At 65.4% G+C, this 19,051-nt stretch carries 17 protein-coding genes; 10 read left to right on the forward strand and 7 right to left on the reverse strand.

Going from position 1 to position 19,051, the window contains the following annotated elements; genetic code table 11:
- Positions 1-204 precede the first annotated feature (204 nt).
- The 5 genes from AC1RHV_RS04085 (at position 205) to AC1RHV_RS04105 (ending at position 5,125) form a co-directional block, all read left to right on the forward strand.
- On the forward strand, positions 205-909 hold the full coding sequence (locus AC1RHV_RS04085) for a c-type cytochrome (protein WP_054454075.1): 705 nt from the start codon (positions 205-207) through the stop codon (positions 907-909).
- Positions 906-1,823, forward strand: coding sequence for a c-type cytochrome (locus tag AC1RHV_RS04090; RefSeq protein ID WP_054454073.1), 918 nt, complete (start codon positions 906-908; stop codon positions 1,821-1,823). Before AC1RHV_RS04085 ends, AC1RHV_RS04090 begins: the two co-directional genes overlap by 4 nt.
- A 102-nt stretch (positions 1,824-1,925) precedes the next feature.
- Complete coding sequence (gene gmk / locus AC1RHV_RS04095) at positions 1,926-2,558, forward strand: guanylate kinase (RefSeq protein WP_082400970.1); 633 nt, start codon at positions 1,926-1,928, stop codon at positions 2,556-2,558.
- A gap of 44 nt (positions 2,559-2,602) precedes the next feature.
- Positions 2,603-2,806, forward strand: a complete 204-nt coding sequence (gene rpoZ / locus AC1RHV_RS04100) for a DNA-directed RNA polymerase subunit omega (RefSeq protein ID WP_006219679.1) — start codon at positions 2,603-2,605, stop codon at positions 2,804-2,806.
- 21 nt (positions 2,807-2,827) lie between these two features.
- The gene (locus tag AC1RHV_RS04105; RefSeq protein WP_054454071.1) at positions 2,828-5,125 is read left to right on the forward strand and encodes a RelA/SpoT family protein; all 2,298 of its coding nucleotides are present in this window, start codon (positions 2,828-2,830) and stop codon (positions 5,123-5,125) included.
- Between the two features lie 47 nt (positions 5,126-5,172).
- Here AC1RHV_RS04105 and glnQ read toward each other — a convergent pair whose 3' ends face one another.
- From glnQ to glnH, 3 genes are all read right to left on the reverse strand, one after another.
- A complete protein-coding gene (glnQ, locus tag AC1RHV_RS04110; RefSeq protein ID WP_054454067.1) occupies positions 5,173-5,901 on the reverse strand; it encodes a glutamine ABC transporter ATP-binding protein GlnQ in 729 nt (242 codons plus the stop codon).
- Positions 5,898-6,554 carry a glutamine ABC transporter permease GlnP gene (gene glnP / locus AC1RHV_RS04115; protein WP_054454065.1) on the reverse strand — a complete coding sequence of 219 codons (657 nt, stop codon included), beginning with the start codon at positions 6,552-6,554 and terminating at the stop codon, positions 5,898-5,900. The genes glnQ and glnP overlap by 4 nt, the downstream gene beginning before the upstream one ends.
- Positions 6,555-6,697: 143 nt before the next feature.
- Entirely contained in the window at positions 6,698-7,450 is a 753-nt protein-coding gene (gene glnH / locus AC1RHV_RS04120; RefSeq protein WP_054454063.1) for a glutamine ABC transporter substrate-binding protein GlnH, read from the reverse strand.
- 167 nt (positions 7,451-7,617) lie between these two features.
- Between glnH and AC1RHV_RS04125 the strand changes: the two genes are divergently transcribed.
- The gene (locus AC1RHV_RS04125; RefSeq protein WP_119451592.1) at positions 7,618-8,652 is read left to right on the forward strand and encodes a C45 family autoproteolytic acyltransferase/hydrolase; all 1,035 of its coding nucleotides are present in this window, start codon (positions 7,618-7,620) and stop codon (positions 8,650-8,652) included.
- A 73-nt stretch (positions 8,653-8,725) separates the two neighbouring features.
- On the opposite strand, the gene AC1RHV_RS04130 is transcribed toward AC1RHV_RS04125, so the two are convergent.
- The 3 genes from AC1RHV_RS04130 to nudC all read right to left on the reverse strand — a co-directional run bounded on the left by AC1RHV_RS04130 (position 8,726) and on the right by nudC (position 13,829).
- Positions 8,726-12,349: a hydantoinase B/oxoprolinase family protein gene (locus AC1RHV_RS04130; protein WP_192327995.1), complete on the reverse strand. Its 3,624-nt coding sequence runs from the start codon at positions 12,347-12,349 to the stop codon at positions 8,726-8,728.
- A gap of 60 nt (positions 12,350-12,409) precedes the next feature.
- Positions 12,410-12,919: a winged helix DNA-binding protein gene (locus AC1RHV_RS04135; protein WP_119451594.1), complete on the reverse strand. Its 510-nt coding sequence runs from the start codon at positions 12,917-12,919 to the stop codon at positions 12,410-12,412.
- A gap of 139 nt (positions 12,920-13,058) precedes the next feature.
- Entirely contained in the window at positions 13,059-13,829 is a 771-nt protein-coding gene (gene nudC / locus AC1RHV_RS04140) for an NAD(+) diphosphatase (RefSeq protein WP_054454055.1), read from the reverse strand.
- 271 nt (positions 13,830-14,100) lie between these two features.
- Between nudC and AC1RHV_RS04145 the strand changes: the two genes are divergently transcribed.
- The 4 genes from AC1RHV_RS04145 (at position 14,101) to AC1RHV_RS04160 (ending at position 18,282) form a co-directional block, all read left to right on the forward strand.
- Positions 14,101-15,075 (forward strand): TRAP transporter substrate-binding protein, encoded by a 975-nt coding sequence (locus tag AC1RHV_RS04145; protein ID WP_054454053.1) that lies wholly within the window; start codon positions 14,101-14,103, stop codon positions 15,073-15,075.
- A gap of 7 nt (positions 15,076-15,082) precedes the next feature.
- The gene (locus AC1RHV_RS04150) at positions 15,083-15,583 is read left to right on the forward strand and encodes a TRAP transporter small permease (protein ID WP_042793698.1); all 501 of its coding nucleotides are present in this window, start codon (positions 15,083-15,085) and stop codon (positions 15,581-15,583) included.
- Positions 15,576-16,877 (forward strand): TRAP transporter large permease, encoded by a 1,302-nt coding sequence (locus tag AC1RHV_RS04155; protein ID WP_119451596.1) that lies wholly within the window; start codon positions 15,576-15,578, stop codon positions 16,875-16,877. The genes AC1RHV_RS04150 and AC1RHV_RS04155 overlap by 8 nt, the downstream gene beginning before the upstream one ends.
- 334 nt (positions 16,878-17,211) lie before the next feature.
- The gene (locus AC1RHV_RS04160) at positions 17,212-18,282 is read left to right on the forward strand and encodes a porin (RefSeq protein ID WP_054454050.1); all 1,071 of its coding nucleotides are present in this window, start codon (positions 17,212-17,214) and stop codon (positions 18,280-18,282) included.
- Between the two features lie 57 nt (positions 18,283-18,339).
- Here AC1RHV_RS04160 and AC1RHV_RS04165 read toward each other — a convergent pair whose 3' ends face one another.
- On the reverse strand, positions 18,340-19,047 hold the full coding sequence (locus AC1RHV_RS04165; protein WP_175160565.1) for an ABC transporter ATP-binding protein: 708 nt from the start codon (positions 19,045-19,047) through the stop codon (positions 18,340-18,342).
- Positions 19,048-19,051: the final 4 nt, after the last annotated feature.

Genomic DNA, 19,051 nt, shown 5'->3' on the forward strand with positions numbered 1-19,051 from the left:
CTGCCGAATGCGCCGGAAGACCCGTTTTTCCTGCACCGATCGCGACCGACGGATCCGCACCCGCTCAGCTATTCCGCGCAGAAAAATCTGCGCAACGCATGCCACAGGGTCGACAATCCCGTGTTGATCCGTCACAAGTCTTTATATAATTCCTGGAAATTAGCTTATTACCAAAAATCCAATAACACCCACGGAGCAGGTTCTATGACCCCACGGTCCCTACCCGCCGCACTGGTCCTGAGCGCGTTGTACGCCGCCTCGGCCGGTGCGCAAAGCGCGCCCGACGGCAAGCAGATCAGCACCCAGGGCGCCAACGGTGCGCCCGCCTGTATCACCTGCCACGGCGCCCGTGGCGAGGGCAATCCCGCCGCCGGCTTTCCGCAACTGGCCGGCATGGGCAGTGCGTACCTGGACGAACAGCTCGAAGCCATGGCCAATGGCTCGCGCGTCAGCCCGGTCATGGCCGCCACCGCCAAGGCGCTGGACCCGGCGCAGCGCAAGGCTGTGGCGCAGTACTACGCCTCGCTGCCTTCCGCGCTGGACATCGACAAACTGGCCGCCACCGCCATGCATCCGGCCAAGCCGGCCGACACCGGCGCCTGGCTGGCCACCCGCGGCGCCTGGGACAAGAACGTGCCCGCCTGCAACCAGTGCCACGGGCCGGGCGGCATCGGCGTCGGCGCGAATTTCCCCGCCTTGGCGGGCCAGCCCGCTGCCTACATCGCGGGCCAACTGCGCGCCTGGCAGCAAGGCCAGCGCCCTCCGGGTCCGCTGGGCCTGATGCCAGCCGTGGCCACGCGCCTGTCCAGCGCCGAGATCGACGCCGTCTCCGCCTACTATGCAGGCCTGCCCAAGGCCGCCGACCAGCTTGCCGCGCAAGCCAACACCGCCGCGGGAGCCCAGCAATGACCGCCACCAGCCTGCGCCTGCTGTCCGCCGCCTGCCTGTTCGCGTCCGCCGCCACGTTTGCGGCCGAACCCCGCCCGTCCTTCACACCACCGTCGGCCGCGTCCATCCCCGACAACGATTTCGGCAAAGCCGTGCGCGAAGGCGAACAGATCTTCCTGCACACCCCGCAGAACGCCGCCAAGTTTGTCGGCAACAACCTGAACTGCGTCAGCTGCCACCTGGACGCCGGCCGCCGGCCGGACTCCGCGCCTATGTGGGCTGCCTACGTGCTCTACCCCGCCTATCGCGCCAAGAACGGCCACGTCAACACCCTGGCCGAACGCCTGCAAGGGTGTTTTCGCTTCAGCATGAATGGCAAGGCGCCCGCCGCGGACGATCCCACCCTGACCGCGCTGCAGACCTATATGTTCTGGCTGGCCAGCAAGGCGCCCACCGGCGTGGTGCTGGAGGGCCAGGGCTACCGCAAGCTGCCCGCGCCAGCCAAGAAGGCCGACTACCTGCGCGGCAGCGAGGTCTATGCGCAATACTGCGCGGTCTGCCACGGGGCCGAGGGCCAAGGCCAGAAGAACGGCAAGCATTGGGTGTTCCCCGCCCTGTGGGGCGCGGACTCCTTCAACTGGGGCGCGGGCATGCACCAGATCGGCAATGCCGCCGGCTTCATCAAGGCCAACATGCCGCTCGGACAGGCCGGCATGCTGAGCGACCAGGAAGCCTGGGACGTCGCCTACTTCATGAATGCGCACGAGCGTCCGCAGGATCCGCGCTATACAGAGTCTGTCGCCGCAACCCGGGCCAAGTACCACGACTCCGACGACTCGCTTTACGGTATCGAGGTCAACGGCCATTTGCTGGGCAGCGACTCGCCGCCAGCCGGTGGCAAGCTGACCCAGGCCGCCGCCAAGGCGGGCGGCTGAGTCCGGCAGGCGCAGATCACGCGGCCGGCTTGCGGGTTCCCCCCTGCCCGGCTGCGTGATTTGTTATTCTTCGTGTCTTAGCATCACACGCCTGCCACATTCATGTCCGCCAATCCCGGAAACGTCTTCATGGTCGTCGCGCCCAGCGGCGCCGGCAAGTCCAGCCTGGTCAAGGCCTTGCTCCAGCAAGACCCCTCCATCCTGCTCTCCATTTCCTGCACCACCCGCGCGCCCCGCCCCGGCGAGGAAGACGGCCGCGAATACCGCTTCGTGTCCACGGACGAATTCAAGCTCCTGCGCGAAGGCAACAACCTGCTGGAATGGGCGGAAGTGCATGGCAACTTTTACGGCACGCCGCGAGACCGCATCGACGAAGCCACGCGCGCCGGCCGCGACGTGCTGCTGGAGATCGACTGGCAAGGCGCGCGCCAGGTGAAGCAGCGCTTCCCCGGCGCGATCGGCGTATTCGTGCTGCCGCCGTCCATCGATGAACTCGAAAGCCGGCTCAAGGCGCGCGGCCAGGACGCGCCCCAGGTGATCGCGCGCCGCCTGATGGCCGCGGGCGGCGAAATCGCCCACGCGCCTGAATGCGAATATGTTATTATTAATCAAGAATTTAGCGTGGCCTTGTCGGAATTGACTCAAATAGTCAGCGCCGCACGGCTGCGCTTTTCGTCTCAGGCCGCCCGCCACAGCCAGTTGTTCTCGCAGCTGGGCATCCCGGCCGAGCACTGAGCCGAACGCATTCTCCCTATCCTCCATCAGCACCAGGTGTCCTAATGGCTCGCATTACCGTCGAAGACTGTCTGAACCAAATCCCCAATCGTTTCAAGCTCACGCTGGCCGCCACCTACCGCGCCCGCGAGTTGGCGCAAGGCCATGCCCCGCGCCTGGACAGCAAAGACAAGCCCACGGTCACTGCCCTGCGCGAAATCGCGGGCGGCCTCACCGGCGTGGAAATGCTGCGTAAAGTACCCACCTGATAATCTCCGGGGGCGGCAAGCATGGCTTTTCCCGGGCTGAAGTACGCTTCATCAGGTCTGCTTGCCGCACTGCGTGCCGGCTCCCGTCTCGGGCGCCGCACCGGCAAGAAAGACAAGACTCCCCCCACGCCACCGTCCGTCGCCGCGCAAGAAGCGGCGGACGCGACCGCCTCGCCGGTCGCTTCGCTGGCGCCGCTGACCGAAATCATCGGCAGCTATCTCGACAAGAAAGACGTAGAGCGCGTGCGCGAAGCCTATCGCTTCGCGGACCAGGCGCACCTGGGCCAGTTCCGCGCCAGCGGTTCGCCCTACATCTCTCACCCCATCGCCGTCACCGAAATCTGCGCAGGCTGGAAGCTCGACGTCAACGCGTTGTCCGCCGCCCTGCTGCACGACGTGATGGAAGACCAGGGCATCGCCAAGCATGAGCTGGCCGAGAAATTCGGCCCTGAAGTCGCAGAACTGGTCGACGGCCTGTCCAAGCTGGACCGCCTGGACTTCGCCACCAAGGCCGAACAACAGGCCGAGAGCTTCCGCAAGATGCTGCTGGCGATGGCGCGCGACGTGCGCGTCATCCTCATCAAGCTGGCCGACCGCCTGCACAATATGCGCACGCTGGACGCGGTCAATCCGGAAAAGCGCCGCCGCATCGCGCGCGAAACACTGGACATCTACGCGCCTATCGCGCATCGCCTGGGCCTGAACCTGCTGTTCCGCGAACTGCAGGACCTGTGCTTCGCGGCCATGTACCCGAACCGCTATCAGGTGCTGTACAAGGCCGTGCTGGCCGCGCGCGGCAACCGCCGCGAGGTCATCACCAAGATCGCCGATTCGGTGCGGGCTTCGCTGCCCGCCGCCGGCATCGAAGCCGAGGTCACCGGCCGCGAGAAGACGCTCTACGGCATCTACCGCAAGATGGTCGACCAGAAGAAGTCGTTCTCCGACGTCCTGGACATCTACGGTTTCCGCGTCATCGTGCACACCCTGCCCGAGTGCTACCTGGCGCTGGGCACGCTGCATCAGCTCTACCGGCCCGTGCCCGGCAAGTTCAAGGACTACATCGCCATCCCCAAGGTGAACGGCTACCAGTCCCTGCACACGACCCTCGTCGGCCCCTACGGCACACCGGTAGAGTTCCAGTTCCGCACCCGCGACATGCATCACGTTGCGGAAGAAGGCGTGGCCTCGCACTGGCTCTACAAGGGCGCGGACCTGACCCTCAACGACCTGCAGAAGCGCACCCACCAGTGGCTGCAATCGCTGCTGGACATCCAGAGCCAGACCGGCGATTCCGGCGAATTCCTGGAGCACGTCAAGGTCGATCTGTTCCCCGACGCGGTCTACGTGTTCACGCCGCGCGGCAAGATCATTTCGCTGCCCCGCGGTGCGACGCCGGTGGACTTCGCCTACGCGATCCACACCGACATCGGCAACCAGGCGGTGGCCGCCAAGGTCAACGGCGAGTTCGTGCCGTTGCGCACCGAACTCAACAGCGGCGACACGGTGGAAATCGTCACCTCCCCCGCCTCCCGTCCGAACGCGCAATGGCTGAACTACGTGCGCACCGGCCGCGCGCGCTCTGAAATCCGCCACTACCTGCGCACCGTCAAGTACGAAGAATCGGTGGCCTTTGGCGAACGCCTGCTGGGCCAGGCGCTGCAAGAGCTGCACATGCCCCTGCCCGCCACCGACGACCCGGCGTGGCAGAAGCTGGCGCGCAGCACCGGCGCCAGCTCGCGCGAGGAAATCCTGGCCGACATCGGCCTGGGCAAGCGCCTGGCGGCCGTGGTGGCGCGCCGCTTCGCGCCCGAACACCAGTTGGTCGCAACCACGGCCGCTGCCGTGGACGAGCTGACCTCGGCGCGCAGCGCCCCCATCCTGATCCAGGGCAATGAGGGCCAGGCGGTGCAATTGGCGCCTTGCTGCGGCCCGCTGCCGGGCGACCCCATCATCGCCGGCATGCGCATGGGACACGGACTGGTGGTGCACACCGCCGATTGCCCGGTGGCCATGCGCCAGCGCCTGCGCGAACCGGAACGCTGGATCAACGTCGCCTGGGACCCCAACAACACCGCCAAGCACCTGGCCACGCGCCTGGACATCGTCACGCGCAACGAACGCGGCGTGCTGGGCCGGCTGGCGGCGGAAGTCACGGCGGCCGACGCCAACATCGTGCACGTCACCATGCACGACGACGCGGTCGCCACGGTGTCGCTGCATCTGACGATCCAGGTCGACAGCCGCAAGCACCTGGCGCAGGTGATCCGCGCCATCCGGCACGTGCCGCAAGTGCAGAAGATCGTGCGCGTGAAGGGTTGAGCAGTTCTTCAGTGCAGGGCTGAATCGCCAGCCCTGCACTGCTCTGCTCAGGTCACGTGCTGCAGAAAATCCTTGAGCCGCTGACTGGGCGGATTGCTCAGCAATTCGCCAGGCGGCCCGTCATGCGCGATCTTGCCCGCGTCGATGAAGATCAGGCGGCTGCCCACCTTGCGCGCGAACTCCATCTCATGCGTGACCACGACCATGGTCATGCCCTCCTCGGCCAGGTCGCGCATGACTTTGAGCACCTCGTGGCGCAGCTCCGGATCCAGCGCCGACGTGGGCTCGTCGAACAGCATCAGCTTGGGCTTGATGGCCAGCGCCCGCGCAATCGCCACGCGCTGCTGCTGGCCGCCTGAAAGCTCGGACGGATAGTGGTCCATGCGCTCGGCCAGGCCGACCTTGGCCAGCAGGCTTTCGGCCAGCTCACGCGCCTCGGCGCGGCTTTGCCCACGGGTATGGATCGGGCCGAACATGACGTTTTCCAGCGCCGTCATCTGCGGGAACAGATTGAACTGCTGAAACACCATGCCCGCCTCGCGCCGGATTTCGCGCACTTGCGCGGCCCCGCCGTTCACGCTCAGGCCATCGACCAGCAGATCGCCATCGTTGATGGTTTCAAGCACGTTGATGCAACGCAGGAAGGTGGACTTGCCCGAACCCGAGGGCCCAACCACCACCACGACCTCGCCCGCGTCGATGTTCAGCGAGATCCCGTTGAGCACCACGGACTCGCCGAAAGTCTTGGTGACGTTGTGGAATTCAACCATGCTCATAGTATGCGCATCCTTCTTTCAATCAGATGCAGGCCCAACGCCATCAGGCCGGTCAGGATCAGGTAGACGATCGCCACCGCCGACCAGATCTCGACGGCGCGAAAGTTGCTGGCCATGATTTCCTGGCCCTGCCGGGTCAGTTCGGCCACGCCGATCACGATGAAGAGCGAAGAATCCTTCAGGCTGATGATGCACTGGTTGCCCAGCGGCGGAATCATGCGGCGGAACGCCACCGGCCCGATGATGTGGAAGAGGATCTTGTGGAACGGCAGCCCCATGGCCTGTCCGGCTTCCTTCAGGCCCTTGTGCACCGATAGCAGCGCGCCGCGCACGATCTCGGAAATGTAGGCCCCGGAATTGATGATGAGCGTGACGATGGCCGCCCACTCCGCGTCCACCCGGATGTTCGCCAGCAGGGGCAAGGCGAAATAGATGAACATCACCTGCACCACGATCGGCGTGCCGCGGATGACCGCGACGTAGACCTGCGCGATGGCCGACAGGATGGGATGCCCGTAAGCCCTTGTCACGCCGGACAGCGCGCCCAGCAAAAAACCGCCGAACAAGCCCCAGAACGTGATCTTGATGGTCATCAGCGTACCCTCGAGCAGATTGGGTAGCGCGTCCCTGATTACAGTCCAGTCAAACTCCACGATATTCCCCCTATGGCGCGGCGCCGCGCCGTAGCGCGGCGGGAGCGGCGCGGGACCATACGCCCGACTGCGGCGTAGCTGCCGGCATCAGCCGGCGCAGGCCGATGCCGGGCGGTCCCGGAATGCAATGCGGACCCGGATGCTCAGGGCTTCTTGCCGAACCACTTGGTATAGATGGCGTCGTACTGGCCGTTGGCCTTCAGCGTGGCCAGCGCCTTGTTCACCTGCGGCACCAGATCGCTGCCCTTGGGGAAGGCGATGCCGTAGAAGTCGCCGCTCTTGACCGAGCCGACCACCTTCACGCGGCCCTTGCCGGCGGTGTTGGCGTAGTACTGGACATTGGGCGTGTCGTGCACCGCGGCGTCGACGCGGCCGGTGGCCAGTTCCAGATAGGCGTTGTCGATGTTCGGGAACAGCTTGAGCTTCGCATCCGGCACCTGCGCCTTCAGGAAGTCCACGGTGGCGGTTCCGGTCTTGACCGCGACGGTCTTGCCGGCCAGGGACTTGGCGTCCTTGATGTCCGTGTTCTTTTCGCCGACCAGGATGGCCAGGCCGCTTTCGTAGTAGGGATCGGAGAAGTCGATGACCTTCTTGCGGTCGTCGCGGATCGTGATGCCGGCCAGCGCCGCGTCGATGTTCTTGGTTTGCAGGCCCGGGATGATGCCCGCGAAGTCCATGGGCTGCAGCTTGTACTTGAGGTTGAGTTCCTTGGCGATGGCCGCCCACAGATCCACGTCGAAGCCCACGTAGGTATTACCCTGCTTGAACTCGAACGGCACGAAAGCGGTATCGGTGGCCACCACCAATTCCTTGCCTTGGGCATGCGCGCCTGAGACGGCACCGAACATGGCCACGGACAGGCCGACCAGTGCGGCGGCGACTTTGCGTTTGATCATGAAACTCTCCTCTTGGGGACCAGTCGGCACCCCGGGGTTGTTGTAGGGGCATGATTCCTGGGCTGCGCCGGGGTCTCCGGCACGGCTTACCGCCGATCTTAACGCATACGTCCCCACCCGGCAGCGGCCGGAAAATTTACAATCCGCATGACACCCGGAGGATTCCCATGGCCTACAAACATGTACGCATTGCCGGAAACCGGCGTCAGACGGGCCTCGCGCTGGGCAAGCTGGCGCGGCCCCTGATGGCGACCTACCTGGACCAAAGCCGCACCTGGGACGCGCTGCGGCCATGGCGCGGCCACGCCTTCCTCGACGAGCTGGCGCAACAGGCGCAAGCTGCGCTGCCAGCAATCTGGGAAGAACTGGAAGGCATGGCCGAGGGCCTGCACATGCCGATCGAGGACGTGCTGCTGTGGAACTGCCGCGGCGACCTGCTGCACAGCACCACCGACGGCTGCACGTCCGTCGCGCTGAAAGCGGCCGACGGCACGCGCTGGATCGCACACAACGAGGACGGCGATCCCTATCTGCGCGGGCGCTGCCATCTGGTCGACGTGGCGCTGGAAGACGCGCCTGGCTACCTCAGCTTCTACTATCCGGGCTCGCTGCCCGGCCATACCTTCGGCGCCAACCGCGCCGGACTGGTGCAGACCATCAACAACTTGCGCATCCGGCAGCGGCATCCCGGCGTGCCGCGCATGCTGATGGCGCGCGCGGTGCTGGATTGCACGACGCTGGACGAGGCGCTCGGCCTGTTGCGGGACCTACCGCACTCCGGCGGCTTTCACCACACCCTGGGCGCGGCCGGCGACGCCCGCCTGCTCAGCGCGGAAGTGGCGCCGGGCGAGGTTTCCATCCTGGAGATCGGCACGCGCTACGGCCATGCCAATCACATGGTGCATGCCGACATGGGCGGCATTGCGCAGATCGTCACCGACTCGTCGCGGGCGCGGCAGAACCGCATCGAGGGCATCGTGGACGGCTGGTCCAGCGCGACCGCCAGCGCGGATCTGCTCGCCGCGCTGCACGACACCGAAGGCGAACTGCCTATCCTGCGGACCTCGCCGGATGATCCCGATGACGAGAACACGCTGGCGACGGCGGTCTTTGAAATTGGGGAAAGCGAAGTGACCTTGCGGGTGTATGACCGGAAGGCGAGAGCGGAGATCGTGCTGGATGTGATGTCAGATACGGAGTGAGATTGCCGCCTGACCCATCAACACAACGGCCGCGTCATCACTGACGCGGCCGTTGTCTTCCGGTGCAGACGGATTACACCGCCCCGTACCCGCCGCCTCCCGGGGTTTCGACGACGAAGATATCGCCCGGACGCAGCTGTGCGCTGTCCTGCGGACCCAGTTCCTGGACCGAACCGTCGGCGCGTTCGACCGAGTTGCGCCCCATGGCGCCGGGTTGCCCGCCCGCCAGGCCGAACGGCGCATACAGGCGGTTGTTCGACAGGATGGCGGCGGTCATGTCCTCCAGGAAACGGATGCGGCGCACACCGCCGTCACCACCCGGGTAGCGGCCGGCGCCGCCCGAGCCCTTGCGGATTTCGTAGGATTCCAGACGCACCGGGAAACGGAACTCCAGCACTTCGGGGTCCGTCAGCCGCGAGTTGGTCATGTGCGCCTGCACCAGCGAGGTCCCGGCGAAACCTTCATCGCGAGGACCCGCCGCGTCGATGCGCACAGGGCCCGCGCCCGTGCCGCCCGAGATGGTCTCGTAGTACTGATGACGCGCGTTGCCGAACGTGAAGTTGTTCATCGTGCCCTGGCTTGCGGCCAGCACGCCCAGCGCGCCATACAACGCGTTGACGATGCACATGGACGTTTCCACGTTGCCCGCCACCACCGAGGCCGGCGGATTCGGGCGCAGCATCGAGCCTTCCGGCAGGATGATGGACAGCGGCACGAGGCAGCCGTCGTTCAGCGGAATATCGTCATTGACCAAGGTACGGAACACGTACAGCACCGCCGCAACGGCGATGGCGCCCGGAGCGTTGAAGTTGTTGTCCAGCTGGTTGGACGTGCCGGTGAAGTCCACCACGGCGCTGCGCGCCTCGGTGTCCACCTTAACGGCCACGCGGATCACCGCGCCGTTGTCCAGCGGGTACTCGTAGCTGCCGTCCTTCAGCACCGAGATCACGCGGCGAACCGCTTCCTCGGCGTTGTCCTGCACGTGCCCCATGTAGGCCCGGACCACGTCCAGGCCGAAGTGGTCGCACATGCGCAGCAGCTCCTGCACGCCCTTTTCATTGGCGGCGATCTGCGCGTGCATGTCGGCGATGTTCTGGTCCGGATTGCGCGCCGGCCAGCGGCCCGAGCCCAGGATGCCGCGCGCCGCGGCTTCACGGAACTCACCGTTCTTCACCAGCTGGAAGTTGGTGAAGAGCACGCCCTCGTCTTCCACCGTCTTGGAATCCGGCGGCATGGAACCCGGCGTGGTACCACCAATGTCGGCATGGTGGCCGCGCGAACCGACGTAGAACAGGATCTCCCGCCCATCGCGGTCGAACACCGGGGTGATGACCGTGACGTCGGGCAAGTGCGTGCCGCCGTGGTACGGATCGTTCACCACGTAGGCGTCGCCAGGCTGCATGTTGCCGGCGTTGGCGTTCATGACCGTGCGCACGGACTCGCCCATGGACCCAAGGTGCACCGGCATGTGCGGGGCATTGGCGATCAGGCGGGCCTGCGCATCGAAGATCGCGCAAGAGAAGTCCAGGCGTTCCTTGATGTTGACCGAGTACGCCGTGTTCTGCAGGCGGTAGCCCATCTGCTCTGCGATCGACATGAAGAGGTTGTTGAAGACCTCCAGCATGACCGGATCGGCCTGCGTGCCGATGGCGCGGCGCTCCGGACGCGCTTCCACGCGGCGGATCACGAAGTGGTCCTGCGCCGTGAGTTCCGCCTGCCAGCCGGCCTCGACCACCGTGGTCTGGTTGGGTTCGGAAATGATGGCGGGTCCCGCCACCACGTCGCCGCCCGCCATGTCCTCGCGCACGTACAGGGGCGTGTCGCGCCAGGCGCCGCCGCTGTACATGCTGACGACGCGGCTGGGAGCCAGCGCGCCGTCGCGCACGCGCGCCGCGGACGCGTCGCCGACGCGCTCGCCGCCGCCCGTGGCTTCGACCGAGATGGTTTCCACCACCAGTTCGCGGTTGGGCATCAGGAAGGAATAGCGCAGGCGGTAGGCCGCTTCGAATTCCTTGCGCGCCTGTTCCAGGTCCGTGTACGCCACTTCCAGCGAGGTGTCCGTGCCGCGGTACTTCAGATGCAGGCGGCGCTGCACGCTGATGTCGCTTTCCGCCACGTGCTGGCGGCGCAGTTCGCCGACCGCCTGGCCGGCCAGCTCGTCGAATTCGCCCTTCAATGCCAGCATCAGTTCGGCATCGAGAACCTTCTCGACCGTCTTCTGGCGCATGTCGGTCTGGTCGGCCAGGCCCATGCCGTAGGCCGACAGCACGCCGCCCAGCGGGTGCGCGAACACCGTGGTCATGCCCAGCGCGTCGGCGACCAGGCAGGCATGCTGGCCGCCCGCGCCGCCGAACACCGTCAGCGCGTACTCGGTCACGTCGTGGCCGCGCTGGACCGAGATGCGCTTGATGGCCTCGGCCATGTTGCCCACGGCGATTTCCAGGAAGCCTTCGGCCAGCTGTTCGGGACTCATTTCGCGGCCAGTGGCGGCGCGCACTTCGTCGGACATGGCCGTAAAGCGCGCCACGACCGCATCGCGGTCCAGAGGTTCATTGGCCTCGGGGCCGAAGACCTTGGGGAAAAAGTCGGGCTGGATCTTGCCCAGGAGGACGTTGCAGTCCGTCACCGCCAGCGGGCCGCCGCGGCGGTAGCAGGCGGGACCCGGGTTGGCGCCGGCTGAATCCGGACCCACGCGCAGACGCGCGCCGTCGAAATGCAGGATCGAGCCGCCGCCCGCCGCCACGGTGTGGATGCTCATCATGGGCGCGCGCATGCGCACGCCGGCCACCTGGGTCTCGAATTCGCGTTCGAATTCGCCGGCGTAATGCGACACGTCGGTGGAAGTGCCGCCCATGTCGAAGCCGATGACCTTGGGAAAGCCCGCGATCTCGCTGGTGCGCACCATGCCGACGATGCCGCCGGCGGGACCCGACAGAATGGCGTCCTTACCGCGGAAGCGATGCGCGTCCGTCAGGCCGCCGCTCGATTGCATGAACATGAGGCGGATGCCCGGCAGTTCGCCGGCCACCTGGTCCACATAGCGCTTCAGGATGGGCGACAGATACGCGTCCACCACCGTGGTGTCGCCGCGCGACACGAACTTGATCAGCGGGCTGACCTCGTGCGAGGCCGACACCTGCGGGAAGCCCACTTCACGCGCGATGCGGGCCGCGATGCGTTCGTGCTCGGGCGCATGCCAGGCGTGCATGAAGACGATGGCCACGGCGCGGATGCCGCTGTCGTAGGCGGCCTGCATGGCTATGCGCAGCGCTTCCTGATCCAGTTCGCGGATCACCTCGCCGTCGGCGGCCACGCGCTCATCCGCTTCCACCACGGACTCGTAGAGCATCTCGGGCAGGACGACATTTCGGTCGAACAGGCGCGGACGGTTCTGGTAGGCAATGCGCAGACCGTCGCGGAACCCCTTCGTCGTGACCAGCAAGGTGCGCTCGCCCTTGCGTTCCAGCAAGGCGTTGGTGGCCACCGTGGTGCCCATCTTCACGCACTCGACCTGGTCGGCGGGCACGGGCTGGCCGGGCGCGATACCCAGCAACTTGCGGATGCCGGCCACGGCTGCGTCGCGGTACTGCTCGGGGTTTTCCGAGAGCATCTTGGCCGTGGTGGTCGTGCCGTCGGGGCGACGCGCCACGATGTCGGTAAAGGTACCCCCACGGTCAATCCAGAATTGCCACTTCATAGCTGTCCTTGCAAACAAAGGGTCGCCGCGGCGCCTGCGGCCGCGCACGGGTAAACGGAATCAGAGAGAGGTCGCCGCGCGGGCCGCCTGGTCGTACAGGCCGGACAACGCGCGCAGCGTATGCGCCAGCTGGCGGCTGAAGTCCAGCCCGCCCCCGCCCGGCGCGTCCAGGCCGGCGGTCAGGCATTGCTCGCGGACCTCGGCATAGCGCTTGAGTATGGCCGCGCCTTCCGGGGTCACGCTGTAGAACACTTCCTTGCTGCTGCGCTCGCCCTTGACCACACCCAGGCGGTCGAGTTTCTTCAGCGCGTAGCTGACGATGTGCGTGTCCTCGACATTCAGCGTGAAGCAGATGTCGGCCAGCTTCTTGGGGCGCTCGCGGTGATAGACATGATGAAAGACCATCACGTCGGTGGGCGTCAGGTCGGGCAGCCCGGCCGCCGCCATGCAGCGCACGGTCCAGCGGTCGAAGGCGTGGCTGGCGATCATCAGACCGAATTCCACTTCGGAAAGGTCGGGCGCGCTGCCGCCGGCCAAATGGGCCGACGATGCAATCAAAGTGGGGGTCATGGAAGACGCAAGCCGAGTTTATCTGAATGAAATACTAATAATTTATCTATATTTCATCAATAAAAAATACGAACAAGACGCCGGAAATCCCCTCTTTCAAGGGAATACCCCTACAGGACTACAGCCGAAACAGGCCGTCTTAAGGCGCCGACCAGCCCATGGGCAGGTTCGCCCGGATCAACCACCCCGCGATGGAAATCCGCGGCGCGATATCGGGCATGGGGTCGCCGGGACCGAACCAGCGCGCATCGGCGATCTCGTCTTCCTGCACGCGTATGTCGCCGGACACGTAGTCCGCTGTGAACGCGACCATGAGCGAATGCGGGAACGGCCAGGACTGGCTGCCGAAATACTGCAGGTTGCCGACCTTCAGGCCGACTTCCTCGTGGACCTCGCGGTGGATGGTCTGCTCGATGCTTTCGCCGGGTTCGACGAAGCCGGCCAGCGCGGTATAGCGCGAGGTCGCGGTGGTGGTATGGCGTGCCAGCAGGATGCTGTCGCCCTTGCGGATCAGCACCATCATGGCGGGCGAAATGCGCGGATAGGCCGAAAAACCGCAGGACGGGCAACGCAGACAGAATTCGGTGGGCACCCGCTCCGCCGGCGTACCGCAGACGCCGCAGAACCGGTGCGTGCGCGCCCATTCGGCGATCTGGTAGGCGCGTCCGGCCAGCGCCATGCGCTCGTCATCCAGTACGCCAAACAGCGAACGCAGCTTCCTGAACGCATAGCCTTGCGGCGGCTCCACGCCCGGCTCCACGTGCACGGTGCGGTACGGCGAGCCGGGCAGCGTCCAGATCGGCTGCAGGGCCGTGGCCGCCACGCCTATCCGTACACACAATGCAGTGTCCGGCAGGACGGCCGAAGTCTCTTCCACCAACAACTCATCACGACGAAAAACGAAGTTCACACATGCCTCGGCATCACGCTTTCGATAGCGCAATGTTAGAAGAAAAACGGCTGCCGCAATGCGTTTGCGCAAAGATTGAACCCTCAATGATCGGCAGTGCGCACGCCTGTTAGGAATAACCCGTAAAGACGCGATTTCGCGCGCCCCGCCGCCGCATAGCAACATAGAATGGCACGGCTTTTCAGCTGCGCGTCATCGCCGCGGCGCTCTCTTTTTCGCAATGCCTATCGGGCACAACCCGGCTTCACCATTCGCAAAGAAGGACCCACCCATGCACAAGAAAATCTCCCTGCTCGCCGGCAGCATCGTCCTGGCGTTCAGCGCAGGCGCACAGGCCCAAACCAAATGGGATCTGCCCACGGCCTACCCGGCCAGCAACTTCCACGTCGAGAACCTGACCACCTTCGTCAAGGACGTGGACACGCTGTCCGAGGGCAAGCTGAAGATCACGCTGCACAACAACGCCTCGCTGTACAAGGCGCCCGAGATCAAGCGCGCCGTGCAAGGCAACCAGGCGCAGATCGGCGAGATCCTGCTGACCAACTTTGCGAACGAAGACCCGATCTACGAACTGGACGGCCTGCCCTTCCTGGCCACCGGCTATGACGCGTCGTTCAAGCTCTACCAGGCGCAGAAGCCCTTCCTCGAAAAGAAGCTGAACGCGCACGGCATGACGCTGCTGTACGCGGTGGCCTGGCCGCCCCAGGGCATCTTCGCCAACAAGGACATCAAGCAGATCAGCGACATGAAGGGCCTGAAGTGGCGCGCCTACAGCCCGGTGACGGCCAAGATCGCCGAACTGGTCGGCGCGCAGCCCGTCACGGTGCAGCAGGCTGAATTGGCCCAGGCCATGGCCACCGGCGTGATCGATTCTTACATGTCCTCGGCGTCGACCGGCTACGACACCAAGACCTACGAGTACATCAAGAAGTTCTACGACACCCAGGCCTGGCTGCCGAAGAACGCCATCATCGTCAACAAGAAGGCGTTCGACGCGCTCGACCCCGCGGCCCAAGCCGCCTTGAAGAAGGCTGGCGCGCAAGCCGAGGAACGCGGCTGGAAGCTGTCGCAGGAAAAGAACAAGTGGTATCAGGCGGAACTGGCCAAGAACGGCATGGAAACCATCCAGCCCACGGTTGAGCTGAAGGAAGGCCTGTCCGTGATCGGCAAGCGCATGCTGGACGACTGGCTGAAGAAGGCTGGCGCCGACGGCCAGGCCATGATCGACGCCTACAAGAAGCAGTGATATTTCCATGCGCCGCTTTCTAGATGGTCTTTACGGCGCGGCCGGCCTGCTGGCCGGCCTGTGCACGATCGGCGTCCTGGTGTCGGTGCTGGCCGCGATCATCGCGCGCCAGCTCAGCATGAACATACCCGGCACGGACGCCTATGCCGGGTATTTCATGGCCGCCGCCGGGTTTCTCGCCCTTGCCAGTACGTTCAAGCACGGCGAACACATCCGCGTGACGCTGCTGCTCAATTCGCTCAAGCCCGCCGCAGGCCGCAAGCTGGATATCTTCGCCCTGGCGGTCGGCTGCCTGCTGGCGTCCGCCTTCGCGTTCTTCAGCATCAAGCTGACCTACGACTCCTGGCAGTTCAACGACATCTCCACGTCCAACGACGCCACGCCGCTCTGGATCCCCCAGCTCAGCATGGCCGTGGGCACGGTGCTGTTCCTGGTCGCCCTGATCGACGAGCTGATCCGACGCTCACGCGGCCTGGCCGCCGCCACTTCGCAGCAAACCCATGAATGAACTACTCGTCATAACCCTATTGGTCGTCTCGATCTTCGCGCTGCTGGGCTGCGGGGTCTGGGTCGGCCTGACCCTGGCGGGCACCGCCTGGATCGGCATGGAGATCTTCTCCAGCCGGCCCGCGGGCGATGCCATGGCCGTCACCATCTGGGGCGCGTCGTCCAGCTGGACCCTGACCGCCCTGCCGCTGTTTCTGTGGATGGGCGAAATCCTGTTCCGCACTCGGCTGTCGGAAGACCTGTTCAAGGGCCTCGCCCCCTGGCTCAACCGCCTGCCCGGGCGGCTGCTGCACACCAATGTGATCGGCTGCGCCATCTTCGCGGCGGTCTCGGGCTCGTCCGCGGCGACCTGCGCCACGGTCGGCAAGATGACCATCCCGGAACTGACGCGCCGCGGCTACCCCGAGGACAAGATCCTGGGCACGCTGTCGGGCGCCGGCACGCTGGGCCTGCTGATCCCGCCTTCCATCATCATGATCGTGTACGGCGTGGCGGCGGACGTGTCCATCGCAAAGCTGTTCATCGCGGGCATCGTGCCGGGAATCTTGCTGGCCTTGCTGTTCATGGGCTACATCGCCTGGTGGGCGATCCGCAATCCCGGACAGGTTCCGGCGGCCGACCCCGGCCTGACGTTGCTGGAGAAGCTGTCGCGCTCGCGCCATCTGATCCCCGTGATGCTCCTGATCGGCGCGGTGCTGGGTTCCATCTATACCGGCATCGCCACCGCCACGGAAGCGGCGGCCGTCGGCGTGGTGGGTGCGCTGATCCTCTCGGCGCTGCAGGGATCGCTGAACCGCTCCACCTTCATGCAGTCGCTGCTGGGCGCCACCCGGCTGTACTGCATGATTGCGCTGATCCTGGCGGGCGCGCAGTTCCTGACGCTGGCCATGGGCTACATCGGCCTGCCGCGTGCGCTGGCCGAATGGATCGGAGGCCTGGGCCTGTCGCAGTTCGGGCTGATCATGGCCTTGATGGTGTTCTTCATCGTCCTGGGCTGCTTCCTGGACGGCATCTCCATCGTCGTGCTGACCATGGGCGTGCTGCTGCCCACGGTGCAGGCCGCCGGCATCGACCTGATCTGGTTCGGCATCTTCATCGTGTTCGTTGTAGAAATGGCACAGATCACGCCGCCGGTCGGGTTCAACCTGTTCGTGCTTTCCGGCATGAGCGGCAAAGAGCTGCCCTACATCGCGCGCGCCTCGCTGCCTATGTTCTTCCTGATGATCCTGGCCGTGCTGCTGCTCTATGCCGTGCCTGGCATAGCGACATGGCTGCCGCTGCACATGACGCTGTAGGACGACGTCACACTGAAAACCCCGTTTCTGAAACGGGGTTTTTTTTCGCCAGGGCTGGCGCCCTACCCGCTCCCCCTGTTTTGCCGTCCTGTAAACCAGGGAAAACTCCAAAAAACAACAGGTGTTGTTCGTGCCCCAGTTTTTCTAGAATTCCCAGGCGCTGCTACGTTGCAACATTACAGCGTATATGTGCATATGCGGCCTTCGCCCGGACCCGCGCTTACCGTAAGCGTCGGTGCGACGGCCCAGCGCCTGACGATCCGCCAGGCGTAAACAGCCAGGCCAAAAGCCCGGCGCCACTAAAAAATAGCGCTACCCAGGAGGAGCCCCCAGCATGAAACGCATTACCCTATCCCTCGCCCTTGCAAGCCTGGGCCTGGCCGCCGGCGCGGCCCAAGCCGAAACCAGCGTCACCCTGTACGGCATCGCCGACGTCAGCATCCGCTACCTGAGCACCAGCGCCGGCAGCGTCGGCCAAGACGGCAGCCGCGTGTCGATGGAGAACGGCGCCATCTCCAACAGCCGTTGGGGCCTGCGCGGCTCCGAAGACCTGGGCGACGGCAACCGCGCCTTCTTCCGCCTGGAAAACGGCTTCAACATGCAGAACGGCCGCGGCTCGGATCCGTCCAAGACGTTCAGCCGCCTGGCCTACATCGGCCTGGACGGCGGCAACATCGGCGCGCTGACCCTGGGTCTGCAGAACACCCCGATGTTCGACCTGCTGGCTGACTACTTCGACCCGCTGACCGTGGGCAACTACGACCAGAACGCCTGGCTGCCCGCCGCCATGTCGCGCGTGCGCACCAACAACATGACCAAGTACTCCAACACCATCGGAGACCTGGCTTTCGTGCTGTCCTGGGCCAACGGCGACGACTACAACGACCATAAGGCCGGCCAGCAGTATGGCGCCAGCCTGCGCTACACGGTCGGCAAGCTGGGCCTGGGCGCTGCCTATCAGCAGACCTACGACGGCACGGATTCCGATCTGCGCCAGCGCGTCTGGAACCTGAACGCCTCCTACCAGTTCGAAGCCGCCAAGGTCTTCGCCGGCTACTACAACGGCCGCGACGAAACCGGCTGGGTCAACGCCGTCATGGGCGGAGAACAGGCGCCCGGCCTGAATCGCAAGGACAACGGCTACTTCGCCGGCGTCACCTGGCAGGCCACGCCGCGCTGGGCCATCACCGGCGCCGCCTACTACGACCAGAGCAAGAACGTGGTCGAAGATGGCGACAAGGGCAAGCGCTACGCGCTGGTCGCCGTGGCCGAGTACTCGCTGTCCAAGCGCTCGCAGATCTACGGCACTGTCGACTGGAACAAGGTCAACGATGCCGCCAGCGGCGAAATCGCCGGCAAGACCAGCCAGCTCGGCGCCGCAGTGGGTTTCCGCCACATCTTCTGATGGCAGTCCGCGCCGGACGCCTTGCGCGTCCGGCGCGGTTTCGTCACACCCCCGTCCTCACATCCCCAGATACGCCTTTCGCACCTCATCCGAGGCTGCCAGTTCCGCCGCTTCGCCCGACAGCGCCACCCTGCCGCTCTGCATCACGTAGGCGCGCGCCGCGACTTCCAGCGCCTGGGCCATGTTCTGCTCCACCAGCAAGACCGACAGGCCGTCGTCGCGGTTCAAGGCGGCCAACGCGTCGAATACCTGTTCCACCAGCAGGGGCGACAGGCCCAGGCTGGGCTCGTCGATCAGGAGCAGGCGCGGCCCGCTCATCAGCGCGCGGCCGATAGCCAGCATCTGCCGCTCGCCGCCCGACATGGTTCCGGCCAGTTGCGTGCGACGCTCCTTCAGGCGCGGGAACAAGGCATAGACCCGCTCCAGGCGTTCCCCGTACACGCGCTCATCGCGCACCGTATAGGCGCCCAGGCGCAGGTTCTGTTCCACGGGTTGGCGCGCAAAGACGCGGGCGCCTTCGGGGATCATGGAAATGCCCTGGGTCACCAGCCTGTCCGGCGGGGTGCCAGTGATGTCCCGGCCTTCGAAAATTACCCGGCCGCCCTTGGGCCTGACCGACCCGACGATCGCCATCAGGGTGCTGGATTTGCCCGCGCCGTTGGCGCCCAGCAGCGCAGCGATTTCGCCCGGCCTGACCTCCAGCGACAAGCCGCGCACCGCCTGCACGCCGCCGTAGGCCACGCTCAGGTCTTCCACTTTCAGCATCGCA

The organism is Achromobacter sp. GW823-FHT04E03 (assembly GCF_058796095.1).

Bases quoted from the DNA above. Each gene is read 5' to 3' on its own strand.
- AC1RHV_RS04085 (WP_054454075.1), top strand. From the start codon at position 205: ATGACCCCACGGTCCCTACCCGCCGCACTGGTCCTGAGCGCGTTGTAC.
- AC1RHV_RS04090 (WP_054454073.1), top strand. From the start codon at position 906: ATGACCGCCACCAGCCTGCGCCTGCTGTCCGCCGCCTGCCTGTTCGCG.
- gmk (WP_082400970.1), top strand. From the start codon at position 1,926: ATGTCCGCCAATCCCGGAAACGTCTTCATGGTCGTCGCGCCCAGCGGC.
- rpoZ (WP_006219679.1), top strand. From the start codon at position 2,603: ATGGCTCGCATTACCGTCGAAGACTGTCTGAACCAAATCCCCAATCGT.
- AC1RHV_RS04105 (WP_054454071.1), top strand. From the start codon at position 2,828: ATGGCTTTTCCCGGGCTGAAGTACGCTTCATCAGGTCTGCTTGCCGCA.
- glnQ (WP_054454067.1), bottom strand. From the start codon at position 5,901: ATGAGCATGGTTGAATTCCACAACGTCACCAAGACTTTCGGCGAGTCC.
- glnH (WP_054454063.1), bottom strand. From the start codon at position 7,450: ATGATCAAACGCAAAGTCGCCGCCGCACTGGTCGGCCTGTCCGTGGCC.
- AC1RHV_RS04125 (WP_119451592.1), top strand. From the start codon at position 7,618: ATGGCCTACAAACATGTACGCATTGCCGGAAACCGGCGTCAGACGGGC.
- AC1RHV_RS04130 (WP_192327995.1), bottom strand. From the start codon at position 12,349: ATGAAGTGGCAATTCTGGATTGACCGTGGGGGTACCTTTACCGACATC.
- AC1RHV_RS04135 (WP_119451594.1), bottom strand. From the start codon at position 12,919: ATGACCCCCACTTTGATTGCATCGTCGGCCCATTTGGCCGGCGGCAGC.
- AC1RHV_RS04145 (WP_054454053.1), top strand. From the start codon at position 14,101: ATGCACAAGAAAATCTCCCTGCTCGCCGGCAGCATCGTCCTGGCGTTC.
- AC1RHV_RS04150 (WP_042793698.1), top strand. From the start codon at position 15,083: ATGCGCCGCTTTCTAGATGGTCTTTACGGCGCGGCCGGCCTGCTGGCC.
- AC1RHV_RS04155 (WP_119451596.1), top strand. From the start codon at position 15,576: ATGAATGAACTACTCGTCATAACCCTATTGGTCGTCTCGATCTTCGCG.
- AC1RHV_RS04160 (WP_054454050.1), top strand. From the start codon at position 17,212: ATGAAACGCATTACCCTATCCCTCGCCCTTGCAAGCCTGGGCCTGGCC.
- AC1RHV_RS04165 (WP_175160565.1), bottom strand. From the start codon at position 19,047: ATGCTGAAAGTGGAAGACCTGAGCGTGGCCTACGGCGGCGTGCAGGCG.